Origin of the sequence: Chelativorans sp. Marseille-P2723 (genome assembly GCF_902809845.1) — a bacterium.
GTDB lineage: Bacteria > Pseudomonadota > Alphaproteobacteria > Rhizobiales > Rhizobiaceae > Chelativorans.
In genome coordinates, this window is the sequence record NZ_CADDWI010000008.1 from 116,903 (window position 1) to 137,935 (window position 21,033).

At 60.9% G+C, this 21,033-nt stretch carries 16 protein-coding genes and 2 tRNA genes; 15 read left to right on the forward strand and 3 right to left on the reverse strand.

The genetic code is table 11. The features are described from left to right. The first annotated feature begins 50 nt into the window (after positions 1–50). From HUS57_RS02290 to HUS57_RS02300, 3 genes are all read left to right on the forward strand, one after another. Positions 51–127, forward strand: a tRNA-Pro gene (locus HUS57_RS02290). Positions 128–200: 73 nt separating this feature from the next. After that, complete coding sequence (locus HUS57_RS02295) at positions 201–506, forward strand: ETC complex I subunit (protein ID WP_173931327.1); 306 nt, start codon at positions 201–203, stop codon at positions 504–506. A 17-nt stretch (positions 507–523) separates the two neighbouring features. Next, a tRNA-Arg gene (locus HUS57_RS02300) sits at positions 524–600 on the forward strand. A gap of 994 nt (positions 601–1,594) precedes the next feature. Here HUS57_RS02300 and HUS57_RS02305 read toward each other — a convergent pair. After that, positions 1,595–6,220: a translocation/assembly module TamB domain-containing protein gene (locus HUS57_RS02305; protein ID WP_173931328.1), complete on the reverse strand. Its 4,626-nt coding sequence runs from the start codon at positions 6,218–6,220 to the stop codon at positions 1,595–1,597. Then, complete coding sequence (locus tag HUS57_RS02310; RefSeq protein WP_348640551.1) at positions 6,217–8,145, reverse strand: autotransporter assembly complex family protein; 1,929 nt, start codon at positions 8,143–8,145, stop codon at positions 6,217–6,219. The genes HUS57_RS02305 and HUS57_RS02310 overlap by 4 nt, the downstream gene beginning before the upstream one ends. 361 nt (positions 8,146–8,506) lie before the next feature. Between HUS57_RS02310 and glyA the strand changes: the two genes are divergently transcribed. From glyA to HUS57_RS02350, 8 genes are all read left to right on the forward strand, one after another. Then, positions 8,507–9,823 (forward strand): serine hydroxymethyltransferase, encoded by a 1,317-nt coding sequence (glyA, locus tag HUS57_RS02315; protein ID WP_173931330.1) that lies wholly within the window; start codon positions 8,507–8,509, stop codon positions 9,821–9,823. A gap of 42 nt (positions 9,824–9,865) precedes the next feature. Continuing rightward, entirely contained in the window at positions 9,866–10,327 is a 462-nt protein-coding gene (gene nrdR, locus HUS57_RS02320) for a transcriptional regulator NrdR (RefSeq protein WP_173931331.1), read from the forward strand. Between the two features lie 128 nt (positions 10,328–10,455). Further along, positions 10,456–11,571 carry a bifunctional diaminohydroxyphosphoribosylaminopyrimidine deaminase/5-amino-6-(5-phosphoribosylamino)uracil reductase RibD gene (gene ribD, locus HUS57_RS02325; protein WP_173931332.1) on the forward strand — a complete coding sequence of 372 codons (1,116 nt, stop codon included), beginning with the start codon at positions 10,456–10,458 and terminating at the stop codon, positions 11,569–11,571. Next, positions 11,571–12,185 (forward strand): riboflavin synthase, encoded by a 615-nt coding sequence (locus tag HUS57_RS02330; protein WP_173931333.1) that lies wholly within the window; start codon positions 11,571–11,573, stop codon positions 12,183–12,185. The genes ribD and HUS57_RS02330 overlap by 1 nt, the downstream gene beginning before the upstream one ends. Positions 12,186–12,423: 238 nt before the next feature. After that, positions 12,424–12,891 carry a 6,7-dimethyl-8-ribityllumazine synthase gene (gene ribH, locus HUS57_RS02335; protein ID WP_173931334.1) on the forward strand — a complete coding sequence of 156 codons (468 nt, stop codon included), beginning with the start codon at positions 12,424–12,426 and terminating at the stop codon, positions 12,889–12,891. 18 nt (positions 12,892–12,909) lie between these two features. Further along, a complete protein-coding gene (gene nusB, locus HUS57_RS02340; protein WP_173932234.1) occupies positions 12,910–13,404 on the forward strand; it encodes a transcription antitermination factor NusB in 495 nt (164 codons plus the stop codon). After that, positions 13,401–14,621: an MFS transporter gene (locus tag HUS57_RS02345; protein WP_246727710.1), complete on the forward strand. Its 1,221-nt coding sequence runs from the start codon at positions 13,401–13,403 to the stop codon at positions 14,619–14,621. Before nusB ends, HUS57_RS02345 begins: the two co-directional genes overlap by 4 nt. Positions 14,622–14,771: 150 nt before the next feature. Continuing rightward, positions 14,772–16,904, forward strand: coding sequence for a sodium-translocating pyrophosphatase (locus HUS57_RS02350; RefSeq protein ID WP_173931335.1), 2,133 nt, complete (start codon positions 14,772–14,774; stop codon positions 16,902–16,904). A gap of 91 nt (positions 16,905–16,995) precedes the next feature. Here the strand turns inward: HUS57_RS02350 and HUS57_RS02355 are convergent, their stop codons facing one another. Then, the gene (locus HUS57_RS02355) at positions 16,996–17,481 is read right to left on the reverse strand and encodes an outer membrane protein assembly factor BamE (protein WP_246727771.1); all 486 of its coding nucleotides are present in this window, start codon (positions 17,479–17,481) and stop codon (positions 16,996–16,998) included. Between the two features lie 177 nt (positions 17,482–17,658). Here HUS57_RS02355 and HUS57_RS02360 point away from each other — a divergent pair, with 177 nt between their 5' ends. From HUS57_RS02360 to HUS57_RS02375, 4 genes are all read left to right on the forward strand, one after another. After that, positions 17,659–18,240 (forward strand): ubiquinol-cytochrome C chaperone family protein, encoded by a 582-nt coding sequence (locus HUS57_RS02360; protein WP_173931336.1) that lies wholly within the window; start codon positions 17,659–17,661, stop codon positions 18,238–18,240. A gap of 57 nt (positions 18,241–18,297) precedes the next feature. Continuing rightward, positions 18,298–18,849 (forward strand): DUF177 domain-containing protein, encoded by a 552-nt coding sequence (locus HUS57_RS02365; protein WP_173931337.1) that lies wholly within the window; start codon positions 18,298–18,300, stop codon positions 18,847–18,849. Positions 18,850–18,953: 104 nt separating this feature from the next. Then, positions 18,954–20,006: a phosphate acyltransferase PlsX gene (plsX, locus tag HUS57_RS02370; protein WP_173931338.1), complete on the forward strand. Its 1,053-nt coding sequence runs from the start codon at positions 18,954–18,956 to the stop codon at positions 20,004–20,006. Positions 20,007–20,015: 9 nt separating this feature from the next. Beyond that, a complete protein-coding gene (locus tag HUS57_RS02375) occupies positions 20,016–20,987 on the forward strand; it encodes a beta-ketoacyl-ACP synthase III (protein WP_173931339.1) in 972 nt (323 codons plus the stop codon). Positions 20,988–21,033: the final 46 nt, after the last annotated feature.

Below are 21,033 nucleotides of genomic sequence, written 5' to 3' on the forward strand. Positions count from 1 at the left end.
GTTTTTGGAGCTTGCGCTCTGTCCCTTGAGAATATAGGTGTTCCGGCGGCCGGAGCGTAGCGCAGCCTGGTAGCGCATCTGCTTTGGGAGCAGAGGGTCGCAGGTTCAAATCCTGCCGCTCCGACCAATCTGATTTTCGGGCGTGGTGCCCATGCCGCTGGCGGCATGGCTTCGCCACTTGAATTGAAGGTGAGACAACCGTGTCTGCACGTATCTACAGCCCAGCCAGAACAGCCATGCAGTCCGGGACGGCCAAGACCGGCCATTGGGTGCTGGAGTTCGAGCCTCAGACACCGCTCAAGATAGACCCGCTAATGGGGTATACGAGCTCGACAGACACTCGCCGGCAGGTGCGCCTGACCTTTCCTACCCAGGAAGATGCAATCGCCTATGCTCGCAAGAACGGCATTCCGTTCAAGGTGGAGAAGGCGAAGAAGCCTAAGCGGCGTCAGGTTTCCTATGCGGAAAATTTCCGCTATGACCGCAAAATTCCGTGGACGCACTGACAGCGCCATCCACGTCCGGCCCCGTAGCTCAGCTGGATAGAGCACCGGCCTTCTAAGCCGATGGTCGCAGGTTCGAATCCTGCCGGGGTCGCCAGGCAAACAGGGGTCCGTTCTGGACACATGGGTTACATTTTATACCGACGACATGGGTGACGACCTCGTGCCGAACGGATTGTCGATTGTCTGCAAGGTCCTCGGTTCCAGGTCGATATATCTCAGATCATAGTGCATGAAGCTCAACAGCCGAATGCTCTCGTCGCTTGGCCAGAATGCCATCGTTCTTCAGAGGCCGCGCGGCACTTCGCTTTGATCCGCAGTCCGCACGTACCCCGGCACGTCCCACTGTTGGTCCTGGTCCGGCGGAAAGCGGCGGGTCCACGATTTCTGATCCGCCAAGGATGAGGATAAGGCGCGAAGTTTGATCCGGCCTGATACTTGGCCCTTTGCGCCTGGCCATTGCCGTCGGGCGACATCAGGGCGATCCTGCTTGCTGGCGCTCTGCGTCTTTTTTTTGCGTCAGAACTCTGGCTTGGACGAATTTCCACACCGAGCGATGGTGACAATCAGCCACGCTCATCGGCTCCTTAACAAGCGCAGCATGAGGAGGGAGGCAACGCCGCCGCAGTTTTGGGCATGCTCGTCTAGAAAGATTCTGGGCCGATGACCTCCCATTTGGCCAAGCGAAGCGCTTCAACCCGGTTGATCGCCGCGCTGCTGATCGCAACCCCATAGGAAAGTGCCTTGGTCATCCACGCTGCCCTCTAATCCAGCAGCATGGTGAGGTAGACTCGCCGCAGAAGGAACCCAAGGCGTTCAGCCTCATTTCGTCCGGCTCTAGGAATTTACCCGTCTTTCCTGCGCCGTGTGCCTCCTCCCTTTCAGCATCTGGATGGGGCGAGGAGGGTTAAAAAATCTTCAAAAAAATTTTGTCGAAAGCTGAGGAACCTTTCCTGTGCTTGTGGATTTAATGTTCGACGACACGCACTCCCCCCGCCCCCCAACCCCACAATTGCGTGTCGTTTGCCGGCCTCAGAGCCGGCATTTTTTTTTGGGGGTTCTCCTGCGGCGACCGGCGGTTTCCTTTGGGTTCAGTAATCCCGTTCGAAAAAGATGCCTATGTCGGAATCGCCATTTGTGCCAAGTCCACCGCGCGCCGTCAGATTATCGGTTATGTCGAGATTGATCGTGGCGCGGGTTCGCCCGCGCGCACCGGCTTCAACGCCAAGATAGACATTCTCCTGGATATAGCGGCCAGCGCGCACGCCGGCGTTGTCTTCCGCATCGGTTACGATGTCCAGATCGTCCAATGTAGCCGCGCTTCGGATGGAGCCGAGCAGCGAGGCGCTGCCCGCCCCGCCGGCAAGATCGGCTGCGGCGGCAGCAAGTTGTGCAAGCTGCAGCGGTGAAAGCTCGTCAATGCCACGGTCGAAGATCAGCCGTGCCAGCACCTCGTCCTCCGGCAATTCAGGTTGGGAGGAAAAATCGATTGCAAGATCGGACACCTGTCCCCTGACCGTGACAAAGACGGTAATGTCGCGGCCGCTGGAACTGGCGGTGAAATCGAGGAAGGGATCAAGGTCTCCGACGAGCGTTACAACGCCTTCCTCCAGCGTCACGCGCTGCGCCAGAATGGAAAGGCGGCCGCGGATGAGGCGGAAACCGCCCACGGGCTGGATTGAGGTGACGGGCCCCGTCAGGCGTACAGAACCGCCGAGCTCTGCATCGAGCCCACGTCCGCGCACGAAGATGCGCGCCGGTGCGTCTATGTTCACGTCAAGGCGCAGCACGCTCGGCCGTTCGCTCGGCATTGGCGTACCGTCGAGCGCGCGGGCGCGTTCCAGCGTCTGGACCACTGCGGGGGGAGGGGCGATATGCTGGACATCGATCTGCGCCGCCCAGCCTCCGAACTGGTCTGGTATGAGAATTTCAGCGCGGCTCACCGACACGCTGCCGGAAAGCAGAGGATCGCGCGTCAGCGGGCCGTTCAGCCGAAGATCTCCGTTCACCGTCGCGCTCACCAACTCGCCGTCTGTGTAGCGCGCTTCCTCCAGGCGAGCAGTGAGCTCGGCCGGAAATCCTGCGGCCGCATTGGTTGAGATATTGCCGGAGAGGGTAAGGGACCCGCCTGCCGCCAGAGCGGCCGAGGCGGAGCGGATTGTCACGGTGTCTCCGGAAAGACCTGCATCAACACGGATCGAGGAAAGCCGCAGGTTTGTAAGCGGATCCACCGCAGTGCCTTCGGCGATAGAAAGATTTCCAGAAAACGCGGGATTTGCAAGGCTGCCCCTGATGCCAACACTGGCCGTCACCGTCCCGGCAAGCTGGGTGCCGCGCTCGGAAAAAAGCCGGCTGGCAAGGGAAAGGGGCGCGCTGCCACGCAGGTCCACAGCCAGTCCCGGCCCTGAAAGCGGCACCTGCCCGCTCCCTGAAATATCGAGACCGGCCGGGCCGGAGGCATCGAAGCTGCTTAGGCTTATACGCTGCTCCGTATAGGAACCCTCGGCAGAGATCTGCATGGGGGTCGCACCCACGCTTGCGAGAGGAAGCGCGGTAACGCCAGAGGCCTGGAGCGAGAAGACCGCTTGGGGGTCTTCCAAGCTGCCAGTCACGCGTGCCGAGCCAGTCAGCGAGCCACCCAGGTCCTGGTTGGGGATTCGGGTGTTGAGCAGGGACAACGGAAAGGCTTGCAGCCGCACGTCGACTGCCAGCGCGCCATCGCCGAGCGGCACGTCGCCCTCCACCTGTGCCCTAAGGCCGCCGGGGCTCGTGAGTTGGGATAGTACGCGCAGGTTGTCGCCGCGCGTCTCGCCGCTGGCATCGAAATCGACCGAGGACAGGCCAGCGTTCCTGAGTTCGGCGGCGGTGATGCCGCTGCCGTCGAGGTCGAAGGAAATCACTGGCCTATCGGTCGTGCCGCCAACCGTTACCTGCCCATCGAGCACACCGCCAAGAGCCAGTTGCGGCCGGACGCTATTGGCGATCGAAAGCGGCACCCGTTCTAGGGAAGCAGTCAGGTCAAGCGTGTTGCCGATCTCGCCCTCGGCCAAAAGGCGTCCGCCCGCCAGGTCGAGATCGACAGTGCCGAGGGCCACCCTGCCACCGTAAACCTCAAGGCTTGTAGGGCTGCGGAGCCGCGCTGCAATGTCTGCGTGCCGAAGCTCGGCTGCGTCGAGCGTGACACGGAAGCCATCCTGCTGCGGTGCAAGCATTCCGCGCGTGTCAATTTCGGCACCATTTGCAAGCCGTGCCTGTCCGGCGAAGAAGGTCGTGGCGCCTCCAACAGTATCAGCCGTGGCCGAGAGCGTGGCGACATCGATGCCGGCAGCCACCAAGTTTGTCGCGCGAAGCCGTCCCTCCACGGCCGGAACGCCGAGCAGGTCTGCAATCTCCGCCTCCAGCTCGCCCCGTTCGATAGAGAAGCCTTCCGCCGTCAGATTCCGAGCCGAAGCCTTTACGCTTGCGTGCTGCTTATCCTCGCGTGGCTCAAGCAGGATGCTCGCGTCGAGCGCCCCACGCGCTTCCACAAGCAGTAGAGCCGCCGCCGTCGAGATGTCAGCGGCCTCAAGGGAGAGTGTGCCCGAAAAAAGCCCTTCTACGTCCCGCATCAGATCGCCCGTCAGGCTCGCTCCTCCGGCCGTAAAGGATAGATCCTCCAGCCTCTGTCCTTCCGGCCTGGTGGAGATACCCGTGCGAAGGCTGGCTCTCACACCATCGAGAAAAGCGTCACCGGAAAGAAGGCCGGTGACGGCAGACCCTTGCACCATTCCATCGAAAACGAGGTTCGCATCCGTCAACACCCTGTCGAGCAGCCGTCCTCTTGCCATCTCGGCAAGGAAGCGAAGGCCAAGCGCGTCTTCCCCGCCGGCCACTTCTCCGCTGACGTTAAGCCTGCCCGCCGCCCGGTTTGTGAGCGTTGCAACATCCTCAAGCGCAAGGTCAAATCGGAAATTTGCCGCCTGGCTCGAAATGGTGCCGTCCGCTCCCAGCTCGAATGCGTCGCTGGCAATACGGAAGCCTTCGGCCAGGAAACCTTCCACCGTACGTGCCAGCCGGCCTGTAATCGTAGACTTGTTCGACAGAAGCGGGTCGAGGAGTCCCACATCGAGGCGCAGCCCCTCGGCGGTGCCGTCCAGCACAAGGTCGAACGCGCCACTAATCGGGCGGATCTCTCCGTGGGCATCAAGACCAGCGGTGCCACCGAGTTCGCGGTCCGCCAGGCCGGAGAAAGCTGCAATGTCGGAAGCCAGGAGGCGGTAGTCGCCACGCAGGGCATAATCCATGATTGTGCCTGCAAAGCTGGCCAGGAGATTATTCCCCCTCAACTCGGCAGTGCGAACCGTAACCGGTTCGCCTGACTGCCATTCGCCTTCCGCCGCCAGGCTGATCGCGCTGCCGAGAGCTTCGGCAATTTCGGCCCGCTCGGCGGTAATGTGTGAGATGGCTCCGTCAGCCCGGAAGGTGATGCTGCGCTCGCCGGGAATGCCAAGCCCGTTTGCGGTTCCGCGTGCTTCGAGATTTGCGATGCCTGCGGCAAAGGCGCCAGTGCGAAGGTCGGTCACATCCAGAGAGGCGGTCCACTCTTCCCCCCCTGCATCTCCAAAGCGGATGGCAAGCTGTGCCGAAGCCAAAGAGGTCTCGCCGCCACGAACGGGCAGCAGAACCTGTCTGCCTGCCGGATCGGCAATATCGGCGTCAACCGACAGGCGCGTCAGGAATCCGTCGCTGGCCGTCTCCGCCGTTGCCTGCAAATCAAGCGCTGCACTTGCAAGGTTGAACTCTTCCAGAAACAGGCCGCCGCCGCTCCTGGCCACGCCGGATACCGCAAGCGATGTCTGCGCGCCGAAAAAGTCGCGGAACTGTGACGGTATGAGCCTGGCGATCGGCCCGCCCACATCAATCGTGAAGCGCAGCCCTTCCGGTTGTTCTCGGAACCGCGCATTACCCGAAAGGGCGGGTTCGCCTGCGGCTGAAAGCGCCAACGCAAGATCGAGTTGCTCGATGGGACCGGAACCTTCCAGCGTGAGGGAAAGCGGCGGCCGCCCCTCGATATTGAGCATGTTGGCAAGCACGCCATTCTGCGGCTCGGAAAGCGCCAGGTCGAGGTCAAGCGTTTCGGCTTCGTTGTCGAAGACGGCTTCCAGCGAAAGGTTGCCGCCGGGCCCGTCGAGCCGTTCGATCTGCAGCGCAGTGTCAAGCGAACCTTCCTCAAGCCTCAGACGCCCCTCGACGAAAAGTTCCGATTCAAGGCCAAAGACACCGGCTCCGAAGGAGACAGACGGCACTTCCAGTTCGGCAAGGTTGATCGCGATGGGAAACTGCGGCACCGCGAAGGAGCGGGCTTCCGGCGAGGGCAGGCCCTCTTCCGGCAGCGGCCGCCGGCTCACCTCAATGGATTCGGCGGCCAGCCTTGCGATTTCCAGCCGCTGGCGCAGGAGGAGGGTTGAGCGGCTCCAGTCGATGCTTGCGCCACTGATGCGCAACCAGATGCCTTCCCGGTCGGCAACCGTGATCTCATCGATCGAAGCCTGGGAAGAAAGCACGCCATTGATGCCGTTGATCCGGATCTGGCGGTTGGGCGTGGAAAGCTGATTCTCGATGAATGAGATGAAAAGCGAACGTTCTTCCTCCACACTCTCGGGAGCGGCGTCCTGGGCGAGCACAGGAAAGGCGGCCAGGAGAAGAAGAACAAGGAATGTGAGAGCCGGCCGGGTCAAAACGCTTGTCCTATTCCTATGTAGAATGCCACGTCCGGGTCATCCGGGCCAGGATCGAGCGGCACGGCCACGTCAAGCCGGACCGGGCCGAAGCCGGTGAAATAGCGAAGACCCACGCCCGCCCCCATGCGCAGATCCTCGGAAAAATCGGGCACTGCCCTCTCGCTCACATAGCCCGCGTCAACGAAGCCGACGAGCCCGATCGTGGGGGTAACACGCACGCGCAGTTCCGCGGAAGCCTCGATCAGAGAGCGGCCACCGACAGTGCCGAGCGGCGTTTCGACGCCGATGCTGCGATAGGAGTAGCCCCGCACGGAGCCGCCGCCGCCGGCTAGGAACAGCCGATCCGGAGGCGTCTCCGCGATGGGAGGATCGAACAGTGCACCGAGTTTCAGCCGGCCCGCCAGAACGAAGCCGTCATCCTCGTCGAGCCCGTAATAGGCGCGGCCTTCCGCAATGACCTGCGCGGCTGGATTGCCATATTCGAACTCGTAGAACGGAGCAAAGCTCAACTCGGCATAAACGCCCTCCGTTGCGTCGGCCGCGTCGTTGCGCGAATCATAAAGGATGCCCCCCAGGAAACCTGCCGTCACGAAGTCGCGTGTGCCGAAGACATCGTCCTCGAACTCGGCATAGGCGGCATTGGCGAAGATCCGGGCGCTGAGCTCGTCGGAGAAGCGGTGGACGAAGCCCGTATCTGCGGTAACGGCGGTTCGTGTGTAAAGGTCGAGCACCTCCCGGTCGCCGTAAATAGAGGCGCTGAAATCAGTCTCTGGGGTGAATATGCCCGGCTTGGTGAAGGTGGTTCCCACACGATAGGTGAAGTCTCTCGGGTCGATCGTCTCACCGATCCCGGCGACCTTGCCCTCGATGCGCAGCCGCTCCGCACGCCCGAAAAGGTTGCGGTGGAGCCAGAACGCTTCTAGTCCCAGCCCGTCTACCGTCGAATAGGATCCGCCAATGCCGATGCGCCGCAACGGGCGCTCCTGAACGATGATGTCGATCGGCAGGGTGCCGTCGGGATTGATAGCCTCGGCCTCGCGGACTTGTGCGGAGCGGAATACACCGAGGCGGGAAAGACGCTTGCGTGCCGCCTCCAGATCATCGGGGTCGTATTCTGCACCCGGCGTCAAGCCGGTCTGGCGGGCCACGAAGTCCGGGATCATCCGTTCCGTCCCGCGTACTGCTACCGGACCAAAGACCGCGTGCTGTCCCGGTTCGACAACCAGCGTCGCGTCGATGGTGCTGGACCGATGGGCGGCCACCACCCGCCTTTCTATGATTTCGGCTTTTGCATAGCCTTGCTGACGCCATGCCGCCTCCGCATATTCGCCCGCGGCGATGATGACGCTGCTTCTTGCAGGCTCACCTACGCGGAAGCCTTCCTCAGCAGGATCGTTAACAGCGTCGTTCCGATGAGTGGCAGGCGGCGCGGCATTGACGATCTCAGCCCGCGAGAAGTGGAAGGGAGGTCCGGGATCGACAACTACCTGCACTGTGGCAGGGTTGGGCAGTTCCGCGTCCGGCTGCAGGTCCGACACTTGTCTTCCGTCCACCAGAATAGAAATCGTGCCCCCATACCGCGCCTCGACATAGAGAGCATCGAGCAGACGGCGATAGTCGCCCCGTGCCATGACGATCAGTCCAGAAGACCCGGAAGCCGGCTTGTCGCGTTCGCCCCAAAGCCGGGATGCGTTTCTCAGCCGCCTTTCAATGTCTTCGTGATCCCCCAGAACGACAAAATCCAGCTCATACTGCTGCGGCGTTCCGATCACCTCTTCCTGGGGGCGTTCCCGCTCGAACAGGCGGAGGCCGAAAATCTCCAGGGCGCTGGCTGGAGGGGGCAAGAGCAACGGCCCGCAGGCGGCCACCGTAAGCAATGGCCGCAGCAGGTATCTCCCAGCCAGAACAAAGTGTTTATGCAATACCCCTCCCACCGCGCATGAGCCCGCAATGCCTCTCATTCTTCGGCGTCCGCCTAACCTGCGCCCTCTGTCGGACACGTTCTGACGAGTATCCTAGGTTCTACCGCAGGTTCAAGCGCAAGAGCGTGACTTTTAAGGAACCATAGTCCCGAAAAGTGAAGGTCTTCTGTTCGCGGTCCTCTTCACATTTTGGTGTTTTGGGCCGCGCACGACGGGCGGCCGGCGCGTCATCCTGTCTCGCCTTCGGGAGAGGTGGGAAAAAATCCAGGCGGGACATGGTGACATATCCGGAAAAGTGATAACTGGCGCTCGGGGCTCGGCGAGATGCGAGTCTGAACTACATGAAAAGGGTAACATCGCCATGGCAGCAAACCCGTCCGCCGCAGCGGCCGATACCGAGGGCTTTTTCTCCCGGCCGCTCGAAGACGCCGATCCTGAGATCTTCTCCGTGATCCGCAGCGAACTTGGTCGGCAGCGGGAGGAGATCCAGCTCATCGCCTCGGAGAACATTGTTTCGCGCGCCGTAATGGAAGCGCAGGGTACTGTGCTGACCAACAAATATGCCGAAGGTTACCCCGGCAAGCGCTATTATGGCGGCTGCGAGTTTGTGGACGTGGTGGAGGAACTGGCGATCGAGCGGGCGAAGAAGCTCTTCAACTGTGCCTTCGCCAATGTTCAGCCCAATTCAGGCAGCCAGATGAACCAAGCCGTTTTTCTTGCGCTGCTGCAGCCCGGCGACACCTTCATGGGGCTGGACCTGAATGCTGGCGGGCACTTGACCCACGGCTCGCCCGTCAACCTTTCCGGCAAATGGTTCAATGTCGTCTCCTATGGCGTACGGCGCGACGATCACCTGCTCGACATGGACGAGATCGAGCGGCTGGCACATGAGACAAAGCCGAAACTGATCCTGGCCGGCGGCACGGCCTATTCCCGTATCTGGGACTGGAAGCGCTTCCGGGAGATCGCCGACAGCGTCGGTGCCTATCTGATGGTCGACATGGCGCATATTGCAGGGCTTGTGGCAGGCGGCGCCCATCCGTCGCCCCTGCCGCACGCGCATGTGGTGACCACAACCACGCACAAGTCTCTGCGTGGGCCGCGTGGCGGCATGATCCTCACCAATGACGAAGCAATCGCCAAGAAGATCAATTCAGCCGTTTTCCCTGGCCTTCAGGGCGGGCCGCTGATGCATGTCATCGCTGCCAAGGCCGTCTCTTTTGGCGAGGCATTGCAGCCGGGGTTCAAGGACTACGCGCACCAGGTGGTCGCAAATGCCCGCAGCCTTGCCGCGAGCCTGAAGGAGACCGGTCTCGATATCGTTTCCGGTGGCACGGACAACCATCTGATGTTGGTTGACCTGCGGCCCAAGAGCGTTACGGGCAAGCGGGCCGAAGCCGCGCTCGGCCGCGCCAACATCACCTGCAACAAAAACGGAATTCCCTTCGACCCGGAAAAGCCGTTCGTGACGTCGGGCATACGCCTGGGCACTCCTGCGGGCACGACCCGCGGCTTTGGCGAGGCCGAGTTCCGCAAGATCGGCGGGCTGATTGCCGAAGTACTGGACGGGCTGAAGGTAGCCAATTCCGATGAGGCCAATCTGGCCGTAGAGGAAAAGGTAAAGACGGAAGTGCTGTCCCTTACGGAACGCTTCCCGCTCTATCCGTATCTGGGCTAAGCTTGCAGACGCAATTCCTGCTCAGCCGGAACCAGGTGTGAGATGCGCTGTCCCTATTGCCAGTCCGAAGATACCCAGGTGAAGGACTCACGTCCTGCTGAGGATGGTGCGGCGATACGCCGGCGCCGCGCCTGCCCTGATTGTGGCGGGCGCTTCACGACATTCGAACGCGTGCAGCTACGCGATCTGATCGTGGTCAAGAAGTCCGGCCGCAAGGTGCCGTTCGACCGCGACAAGATGCACCGTTCGCTCGATATTGCCCTGCGGAAACGCAATGTGGATCCCGAACGCGTGGAACGGGCGGTTACCGGCATTGTGCGTCAACTTGAAAGCACGGGCGAGACAGAGGTGGCAAGCGATGACATCGGGCATCTTGTCATGGAGGCGCTAAAACTGCTCGATGACGTCGCCTATGTCCGCTATGCCTCCGTCTATCGCAATTTCCGCGAGGCAAAGGACTTCCAGAATGTCCTCGGTGAGCTCGGCGATCCGGAAGAAGAGTAGGAATGCAAGGGCGAACTCCTGAAAAAGCATGTTTTCTTCTCTCGGAGTAGTGGACGTCCGGCAGGTAAAGAGGAAGGATCACGGTTTCGACCGTTCCTTTCTCGCCGCCACCTTGCGGGGAGTTTGTGATGCAGAGCGGCTTTGCATCTGAGATCGACCGGCGCTTCATGGCAGCCGCCATTCGCTACTCGCGCTGGCATCTGGGCCTGACCGGCACAAATCCCTCCGTGGCGACATTGATCGTACGGGACGATGGCGCGGGGCCGCGCATCGTGGGGCGCGGAGTGACGGCGCTGGGCGGGCGGCCCCATGCCGAGCGGGAGGCGCTGGAGGAAGCCGGCGAGGCTGCTCGGGGTGCGGTGGCCTATGTGACTCTAGAACCCTGCGCTCATCACGGGCGTACGCCCCCTTGTGCGACCGCGCTGATCACTGCGGGCATCACCCGCGTCGTTGGTGCTGCTAGCGATCCGGATCCGCGCGTCAGCGGCAAAGGCTATGCCATGCTGCGCCAAGCCGGTATCGAGGTGGTGGAAGGCGTGCTGGCCGATCAGGCTGCCGACTTGATGAGCGGCTATTTGACTCGCTCTACGAAGATGAGGCCGGAAGTCATTTTGAAACTTGCGATTTCGGCCGATGGAATGATCGGCATCAAAGGTCAGGGACAAATCTGGATAACCGGAGAGGTCGCCCGTCGGCAGGTGCATCTCATGCGGGCGGAAGCTGATGCCATCCTGGTGGGGATTAATACCGCTCTTGCCGATGATCCCTTGCTTACCTGCCGCCTGCCGGGGCTTGAGGTGCGCTCTCCAACGCGCATCGTACTTGATCGGCATATGCGACTGCCACCATCTTCGGCACTCGTTCGCAGCGCACGGCAAGTGCCGCTTCTGGTGACGGCGGCCCAAGATGCACACGACGAACGGCGCGCCTTGCTGACGGAAGCCGGCGTCCGCTTCCTTGCCGTGGAATCACTTGACGCCCATATTGCCCTTCCGGAGCTGCTGGAAGACATTGGCGCGCGCGGTTTCATGACCCTGCTGGTCGAAGGCGGCGCAATCACCGCGCGGCAATTTTTAGCGGAAGGCCTGGTCGACAGGCTTTGCCTTTTCATCGGTTCGACGGAGATCGGCGGGCAGGGCATTGCAGCGCCCATCGATCCCGGCCAAATGTCATCTGGTTTTAGTAAGCTGCGCGAGGAGCGCTTCGGTGAAGACCATTATATCGAATATGTGAGGTCAGGTTGATGTTCACGGGACTGGTCACCGACATAGGAACAGTTCGCGCCATCCAGCCTCTGGAAAAAGGACTGCGGCTGCGGATCGGGACGAGATACGATCCCGAGACGATCCCCATCGGCGCATCCATCGCTTGCGCCGGGGTCTGCCTTACGGTTGTCGCCCTTCCCGAGGTGGGCAGCAACGAACGGTGGTTCGAAGTGGAGGCCTGGGACGAAGCTTTGCAGCTCACTACGATCGGCAACTGGCGTGAAGGCACGCATGTCAACCTTGAGCGCGCCCTCAGGATCGGCGATGAACTTGGCGGCCATATCGTTTCCGGCCATGTGGACGGCACAGCGCGGATCCTCAAACGGAAGGAGGAGGGCGACGCGGTGCGGTTCCTGCTGGAAGCGCCGCCCCAATTTTCGAAGTTCATCGCGCCGAAAGGATCGGTGGCTCTGGATGGCACCTCATTGACGGTGAACAGCGTCGAGAGACACTGCTTTGACGTGCTGCTTATCCAACATTCACTCTCAGTTACGACCTGGGGAGAGCGTCGAGTAGGCGACCTGGTCAATCTTGAGGTCGATACTATCGCCCGCTACGCTGCAAGGCTTGCGGAGGCAGGTAAAGAAGCCTAATAGCAACCGCCCCACAAGATCGCTTCCCGTGCGGATTGGGACCGTTTAAATGTGGTCCCGGCTCGCAGGGATGATGAAGCGGGGCATTTTCCGACGCTTGCCGGTATGGAGAATGTGGCGAAATCTCCCGGGCTGTGTTGCCCGACCAACCCGAAGCCGCGACGTCGCCAGCGGTGAGATATTAAATCGTGCAGTGCAATGGTAATTTTGCGCACATAGCTGCCGACAAGGAACAGTGATGACAGCCAAAAGCCGCCACCTCCTCATTGTTGAAGCTCGTTTCTATGACGATCTTGCTGACGGGTTGCTTGCCTCGGCCAAGACGGTTCTGGATGATGCAGGCGCGACCTACGACGTCGTGACCGTCCCCGGCGCACTGGAAATTCCGGCTGCAATCGCCTTGGCCCATCGCGCGGCAGCGAATGGCGGCCGCCGGTATGACGGTTTCATCGCGCTCGGCTGCGTGATTCGCGGCGAGACCTACCACTTCGAGATCGTCTCGAACGAATCTGCGCGCGGTCTGACGGATCTTTCGATCCAGCACGGACTTTGCCTCGGCAACGGCATCCTGACGGTGGAAAATGGAGAACAGGCATGGGCGCGCGTGAAGGGACGCGAGGGTACCAGCGAAAGTCTCGGCAAGGGGGCGGCGGCCGCGCAGGCGGCACTAAGCATGATCGAACTTAAGGAAAGGCTGGGAGCCTGAACATTGTCCGACCCCGCAATAAAAAAGGGCCGATCTGGGAATAGCCGGCCTGCAAACAAGCGTGGCGCAGCAAGGCTCGCCGCGGTGCAGGCGCTTTATCAAATGGATGTGGGAGGAACCGGCCTTCTTGAAACGACGGCTGAATATGAAGCCTTCCGCCTAGGCAAGGAAATTGACGGCGCGGTCTACCGCGAAGCGGATCCGCAGTGGTTCCGTGCAATCCTTGCTGGCGTGGTGGAGGACCAGAAGATCATTGATCCGGTGATCCGCCAGGCGCTAACGGCGGACTGGCCGCTTTCACGGCTGGATTCAACGCTGCGGGCGATCTTGCGGGCCGGGGTCTATGAGCTTTGGCGGCGCAGCGACGTTCCAGTGCCCGTCATTGTCTCTGAGTATGTAGATATCGCCAGAGCCTTCTACGGCGACGAGGAAGAGCGTAAGCTCGTCCATGCGGTGCTGGATAGAGTCGCGCAGCGGATGCGCAGGGAGGGCAGGGGAGTGGACCCGGGGTGAGGGATGTGGTGGCGTATCGTGAGGCGAAGCGGACCGCTCTGATCCTGGCCGGAGCTCAGGCTGTTATGGGAGGCGCCGCCCCGATCGCCATTTCCATGGGAGGGCTTGCCGGTTACTATCTGCTTGATGCTGACAAATCTCTCGCAACGGCGCCCGTGACCGGCTTCAATATCGGCGTGGCGCTTGGTGCCCTACCAGCCGCGATGCTGATGCGTTTCGTCGGCCGGCGCAATGGCCTGATTTCCGGCACTGCGGTCACCGCGCTCGGCGGGGCCATCGCAGCTTTCGCGCTCTTCCAGATCAATTTCTGGATGCTTGTTGCCGGGCTACTGCTGGTCGGTGCCGGTAACGCGTTCCAGCAGCAATATCGCTTCGCGGCGGCTGACAATGCGCCTGCGGATTTCAAGCCGCGCGCCATTTCCTGGGTACTTTGTGGCGGGGTGGTCGCAGCAATCCTCGGCCCGCAGTTAGCTATTCACACGCGCGAGCTGTTCGAGCCCGTCATGTTCGCCGGAGCGTTTTTTTCCATTGTAGGTCTTGCTGTCGTCGGTGCGATGATTCTCTCCTTCCTGCGGCTGAGGAACGATGGCGCAAATGCCACGCTTGGCATGGAGGCGGAAGAACCTGCGCGGGCTCTTCCCGAGATTCTTGGGCAGCCACGCTTCCTAGTTGCTCTGCTTTGCGGCGTAAGCAGCTTCGCGCTCATGAGCTTCGTCATGACGGGAGCCCCGTTGGCAATGATCGGCTGCGGCTTTTCTGCTGACGAGGCCACGCTCGGCATTTCCTGGCATGTGCTTGCCATGTTCGCTCCGAGTTTTGTGACGGGCAATCTGATCGCCCGCTTTGGCAAGGAGCGGATCGTGTCTCTCGGCCTATTGCTTCTCAGCGGCTGCGGACTGGTGGCCTTGTCAGGCACTGCACTGTGGCAATTCTGGCTGGCGCTCATTTTGCTTGGCGTCGGCTGGAATTTCGGCTTCATCGGCGCGACTGCCATGGTGGCCGATTGTTATCGCCCATCCGAGCGGAACAAGGTGCAGGGCGTCCACGACTTCCTTCTTTTCTCGATTGTGGGCTTTGCTTCACTCATGTCGGGGCGCATCTATACCGCCTTCGGGTGGGAGATGCTGAACTGGATTATCTTTCCGGTTGCCGGCGTTTGCTTCCTGATCCTGGGGATGTTCGCCTTGCGCCGACGCCTGCGTTCAGAACTTGCCTGACCAATCACCAAAAGAATAAAGTATAACAAGACCTTGACCTTCCGTGATGTCTTTCGCATAAGCGCTCGGTGAGGTCGCGGCCGAGTCGGCTGCCACCTTTTTCTAGGCCCGGGAGGGGTTCGCGGGCCAAAATCAAGGGATATATCGGCAATGACCATGCTTTATGTAGTCATCGCCTGCGGCTTGCTTTCTGTCCTTTACGCCATCTGGGCTACACAATCGGTTCTTGCAGCCGATCAGGGCAGCGCGCGCATGCAGGAAATCGCCGGCGCCATTCGGGAGGGCGCGCAGGCTTATCTCACACGGCAGTACACGACGATCGCCATCGTAGGAGTGATCGTGTTCGTGATCGCGTGGTGGCTGCTCACTGCGGCAGCGGCCTTCGGCTTCCTGATCGGTGCGGTGCTTTCCGGCGCTGCAGGTTTCATAGGCATGCACGTTTCTGTCCGCGCTAATGTGCGCACGGCGCAGGCAGCCTCCAATAGCCTTGCCGCCGGGCTCGACATAGCGTTCAAATCAGGCGCTATCACTGGGCTGTTGGTCGCGGGGCTCGCGCTACTCGGCGTCTCCGTCTATTTCTGGGTGCTGACAAGCGTGGTAGGGCTGGAGCCGACCGACCGCACGGTCATTGATGCGCTTGTGGCCCTTGGCTTTGGCGCTTCCCTCATTTCGATCTTTGCCCGTCTCGGCGGCGGCATCTTTACCAAGGGAGCGGATGTCGGCGGCGACCTTGTAGGCAAGGTGGAAGCAGGCATCCCCGAAGACGATCCGCGCAATCCGGCCACGATCGCCGACAATGTCGGCGACAATGTCGGCGACTGCGCAGGCATGGCCGCCGACCTGTTCGAGACCTATGTGGTGACCGTCGTTGCTACGATGGTGCTCGCCTCGATCTTCTTTACCGGAGCCGAAGCCGTAACGCTGATGCTCTTCCCCCTGCTGATCGGCGGGGTCTGCGTTGTCACCTCCATTATTGGTACATTCTTCGTCAAGCTTGGTGCGAACAACTCCATCATGGGCGCGCTCTACAAGGGCTTCTGGGCAACGGCGATACTGTCGGTGATTGCGCTGGCGATTGTCGTCTGGGGTTGGCTAGGCGGGTCTACAGAGTTCAGGGTCAACGAGACAACCTCGTTCCTCGGCAGGGACCTGTTCTATTGCGGTATCGTCGGCCTTGTGGTGACGGGCTTCATTATCTGGATCACTGAATATTACACGGGTGTTGGTTTCCGCCCGGTGCGTTCCATCGCGCAAGCATCGGTAACGGGCCATGGCACCAACGTGATACAGGGCCTGGCTGTTTCGCTGGAAGCGACAGCTCTGCCCGCTATCGTGATTATCGCCGGCATCCTCCTGAGCTACAATCTCGCAGGCCTGTTTGGCATCGCAATTGCAGTCACGACGATGCTGGCGCTGGCGGGAATGGTGGTAGCGCTCGATGCATTCGGCCCCGTCACTGACAATGCAGGCGGAATTGCCGAAATGGCTGACCTGCCGGGCGAGGTGCGCCAAACGACGGACGCACTCGATGCGGTAGGTAACACGACCAAGGCCGTTACCAAGGGCTATGCGATCGGCTCCGCTGGTCTCGGCGCGCTGGTTCTGTTTGCCGCCTATACGGAGGATCTGAAGTTTTTCGCCGCTAATGCCGAGGCAGGGTCCTTCTTCGAAGGAGTGATGGTCGACTTCTCCCTCTCCAACCCGTATGTGGTGGTGGGGCTCCTGTTTGGCGGACTGCTGCCTTATCTTTTCGGTGGCCTGTCCATGACGGCGGTTGGCCGCGCGGGCGGCGCCATTGTCGAGGAGGTGCGCCGGCAGTTCCGTGAGAAGCCGGGCATCATGGATGGTAAGGAAAAGCCCGATTACGGGCGGGCCGTCGATATCCTGACGCGCGCGGCCATTCGCGAGATGATCGCTCCTTCACTTCTTCCAGTGCTATCGCCAATCGCGGTGTTCGGCGTGATCTATCTCATCAGCGGCAAGAACGAGGCATTTGCCGCGCTTGGTGCCATGCTGCTTGGTGTCATCGTCACGGGTCTCTTCGTCGCCATCTCCATGACGGCGGGCGGTGGCGCTTGGGATAATGCGAAGAAATCCTTCGAGGACGGCTTTACCGACAAGGACGGCATGAAGCACGTAAAGGGTTCCGAGGCGCACAAGGCGTCGGTCACCGGCGACACGGTGGGTGATCCCTACAAGGACACTGCCGGGCCGGCAGTGAACCCCATGATCAAGATCACCAACATCATGGCGCTCCTGCTTCTTGCAGTCCTTGCAAGCTGACAGGGAAGGGAGCCGAAGAAGGAAAGGCCCGCGGTCGCCCGCGGGCCTTTTTCGTTCGTTCTCTTAAGCAGCGGATTTCCGCCGGCGGCGCCTACATTCCGGCGCCGAGGGGATTGAGTGGAGGCGCACCCGTGGCCACGCCCGCAATCATCTGCGCAAGGAAATTCAGATCCTTGCCGCTGGTCGGTGTGGTGCGGGAGATGAAATCGAAAAGCTTACCGTCCTGCATCCCGTAATGGGCAATCTGGGTGACGCGCCCGTCCGAGCCGAAATAGACCGCGAGCACCTGCTGATCGACCAGCTTGGGCCGCATGAAGGCGACGTTGCGCACCCGCTTCTGCGAAATATAATAGAAAACCTCGTTATCGAAGGTCGCAGTCGTCGATGGCGATCCCAGCGCAAGCAGTACCTGCTCGCGGCTGGAGCCAACCGGAACAAGCTCCAGAGCCTGCTCGTCGATGACATATCCCTGGGTGATGGTCTCCCGCGCGTCGAGCGTCGAGCCTACGCTGCCGCATCCCGATACCCCGGCACCGCCCAACGCAACGGCCAGTGCCGATGCGCAGGCATGCTTCATCTTGAATTTCCGCACCTGCAACGACATCTCCTTGTCATCTGCGCTTCCGGCCATTCCGGAGGCGCGCTCTTGCACGGTCCGGCAAAAGCGGTAAACCAGCTTTCGCGTCGATGCAACCGGACCTTGCCCGCAAGACGCGATTGCGGGTAGCAACCCACATGAAGGAGAGCGCATATCATGTTCCATTGGCTGTCCGGAACCGCAAGGCGCAACCGGCGTATCGTCGTGGATGCTCTCTACGGGGAGATCGTGGCGGCGGCGCGGCAGCCACGCTTCTATTCAGAATGGCAGGTGGCTGATACCCCGCTTGGACGTTTCGAAATGCTGTCGCTGCATCTGTTCCTGTTTCTTCATCGCCTGCGGTCAGGCAAGGACGATCTGCGTGAGGTGGCGCAGGAGGTAACGGATCAGTTCTTTACCGATGTCGATCATTCGCTTCGCGAACTGGGAATCGGGGATCTGGGTGTGCCCAAGCGCATGAAAAAGCTCGCCCGGATGTTCTATGGACGGCTCAGCGCCTACGGGGAGGCCATTGATGCGGGCGACGTTGAAGCGTTGGCCGCGGCGCTCAAGCGGAACATTGCGCCAGAGCGCGAAGCCTGGAATGAAGCGGAAGTCCTCGCAGCCTATGTGCTCGAGGCCTACAGGGCGCTGGCCGAGCAATCGGACAGTGACATCCTGGCCGGCCATCTGCGATTCACCGCATCCTCCGAAATTGCCGAATCGGCGGATCGGAAGCGCAGTGGGAAGGTTCAGTAATGTGCAGCGTCCTTTTGCCTATGGTCGCCAGGACGTCGCTGCAGTGAGGTTTGAGCAATGGTGAGCAAAGGACCAGGCCCCGTCTCGCGCATGGTTCGGGTAGGTCGCCTTCCCGCGAAGGGCATTACCGTAGCTATCCTTGCCGACGACGAGCAGAAGGCTGATCTAGCACGCGTTCACAACCTGGCCTCGGTGGAGCATTTCGAGGCCGAGATGCTGGTACGGCCGTGGAAGAGAGATGGCGTGCGGGTGACCGGCTATGTGGAAGCCAGTATCGTCCAGACCTGTGTTGTGACGCTGGAGCCCTTGCCCGCGCAAATCCGTGAGGAGATTGCGGCCTTGTTCGTGCCCGTGAATTCACGGCTGGCCCGCGAGGACGAGGAGGGTGGGGAAATCATTGTCAGTGCTGAAGGAGAAGACCTGCCCGAACCGTTTGAGGGTGATTCCATAGATGTAGGCTCGCTTGCGGAGGAGTTTTTCGTCCTCGCCATCGATCCCTATCCGCGCAAGCCGGGTGCGGTGCCCGATCTGCCGGAGCAGGAAGAGGAGGAGGAAACGCCGGAAGGTTCACTTCAGGAAGCTTTGAAGAAGCTGCAGGAGAACCGCTGAAGTGGTGGCGAGCCTGAAAACGAGGTTGTGCGTGCGTGCAAAAACGCTATTTTCGCGGCACTTTCCGTGACTCCCTTCCGTGTAAGACTTAAGGCAGAAGGCGCGTGATACGCATATCGATCGATGCTATGGGGGGCGACCACGGGCCAGAGGTGATCCTTCAAGGTCTTCTGCGGGTAGCCGAGCGTCGGCCCGACGCCCGGTTCCAAATCTTCGGTCACGAAGACGCAGTCCTGCCTCTGCTCGAACAGTTGCCTCGGCTCAAGGAAATCAGCAACTTCATCCATAGCGAGGTCGCAGTACGCATGGACGACAAGCCGAGCCAGGCATTGCGCCAGGGGCGCTGGAAATCTTCCATGTGGAAGGCCATTGAAGCGGTGAAGTCAGGCGAGGCAGATGCTTGCGTTTCCGCCGGCAATACAGGCGCGTTGATGGCCATGTCCAAGTTTTGCCTGCGCACCATGGCTGATATCGAGCGGCCTGCTATAGCCGCCATCTGGCCGACCCTGCGCGGTGAGAGCATTGTCCTTGACGTCGGCGCCACCATCGGCGCGGACGCACAGCAACTGGTGGATTTTGCCATACTGGGTGCGGCGATGGCGAATGCGCTCTTCGATATCGAACAGCCCACGGTCGGGTTGCTCAATGTCGGCGTCGAGGAGATCAAGGGGCAGGAGGAGGTGAAGGAAGCAGGCCGGATGCTGCGCGAGGCTAATCTTGAGACGATGCACTATCATGGCTTTGTGGAAGGAGATGATATTGGCAAGGGGACCGTCGATGTGGTCGTGACGGAGGGCTTCTCCGGCAATATCGCCCTTAAGACCGCAGAAGGCACCGCCCGGCAGATTGCTGAATATCTGCGCGCGGCCCTCGGTCGTACCCTGCTGGCGCGCTTGGGTTATCTCCTGGCACGCGAAGCCTTCGAAAGCTTGCGTGAGAAGATGGACGTGCGCAAGACCAATGGGGGCGTATTCCTGGGGCTGAAGGGAATCGTGGTGAAAAGCCATGGCGCTGCTGATGAGGAAGGATTTGCCGCGGCGGTAGAACTCGCATACGAAATGGTCAGAAGCGGTGTTTTCGAGAAAACCCGCTCCACCCTTGATATCTATCACGCACGAAGGCCGGTCGCCCTCGCCGGCGCGGCATCCAACGCATAGGATATTAACATGATCAGGTCCGCAGTGCGCGGGGTCGGTTCGAGCCTCCCGCGCCGCATCATGACGAACAAGGAATTCGAGAAGCTGGTCGATACGTCTGACGAGTGGATCGTCCAGCGGACTGGCATTCGCCAGCGCCATATTGCCGCGGAAGACGAAACTACGGCATCCCTAGGCGAGGCCGCGGCGCGCGCCGCGCTGGCAGATGCCGGTCTGACACCGGACGATATCGACCTCATCGTGCTGGCAACCTCCACGCCAAACAACACCTTCCCGGCTACGGCGGTAGAGATCCAGGAACGGCTGGGGATGCGTCATGGCTTCGCCTTCGACATGCAGGCTGTCTGCACAGGCTTCGTCTACGCTATCACCACTGCGGATCATTACCTGCGGGGCGGAACGGCCAAGCGCGCGCTCGTCATCGGCTCGGAAACCTTTTCGCGCATTCTCGACTGGAGCGACCGCACCACCTGCGTCCTTTTCGGCGATGGAGCGGGCGCGATAGTGCTGGAGGCGGCGGATGGCACAGGGAGTGCGGCTGAACGCGGCATCATCGCCTCGGCACTGCGCTCTGACGGCTCTCAGAAGGACAAGCTTTATGTCGATGGCGGCCCGTCGACGACGGGCACCGTCGGGCATTTGCGCATGCAAGGCCGCGAGGTGTTCAAGCACGCTGTCGGAATGATCACGGACGTAGTCGAAAATGTGCTCGAACAGGCGAAGGTAACGCCGGAAGATATTGACTGGTTCGTGCCTCACCAGGCCAACAAGCGCATTATCGATGCTTCGGCAAGGAAACTCGGATTTGCCGACGAAAAGGTGGTGATCACGGTCGATCTGCACGGCAATACGTCCGCTGCCTCTGTCCCGCTTGCGCTCGACCATGCGGTGAAGCAAGGCAAGATAAAACCGGGTGACCTCGTCATGTTGGAGGCTATGGGCGGTGGCTTCACCTGGGGCGCAACGCTCATACGCTGGTAGAATTTTTGATGCTGGCGCAAAGTGCGCGGGTTCTTGACCTTGCTCC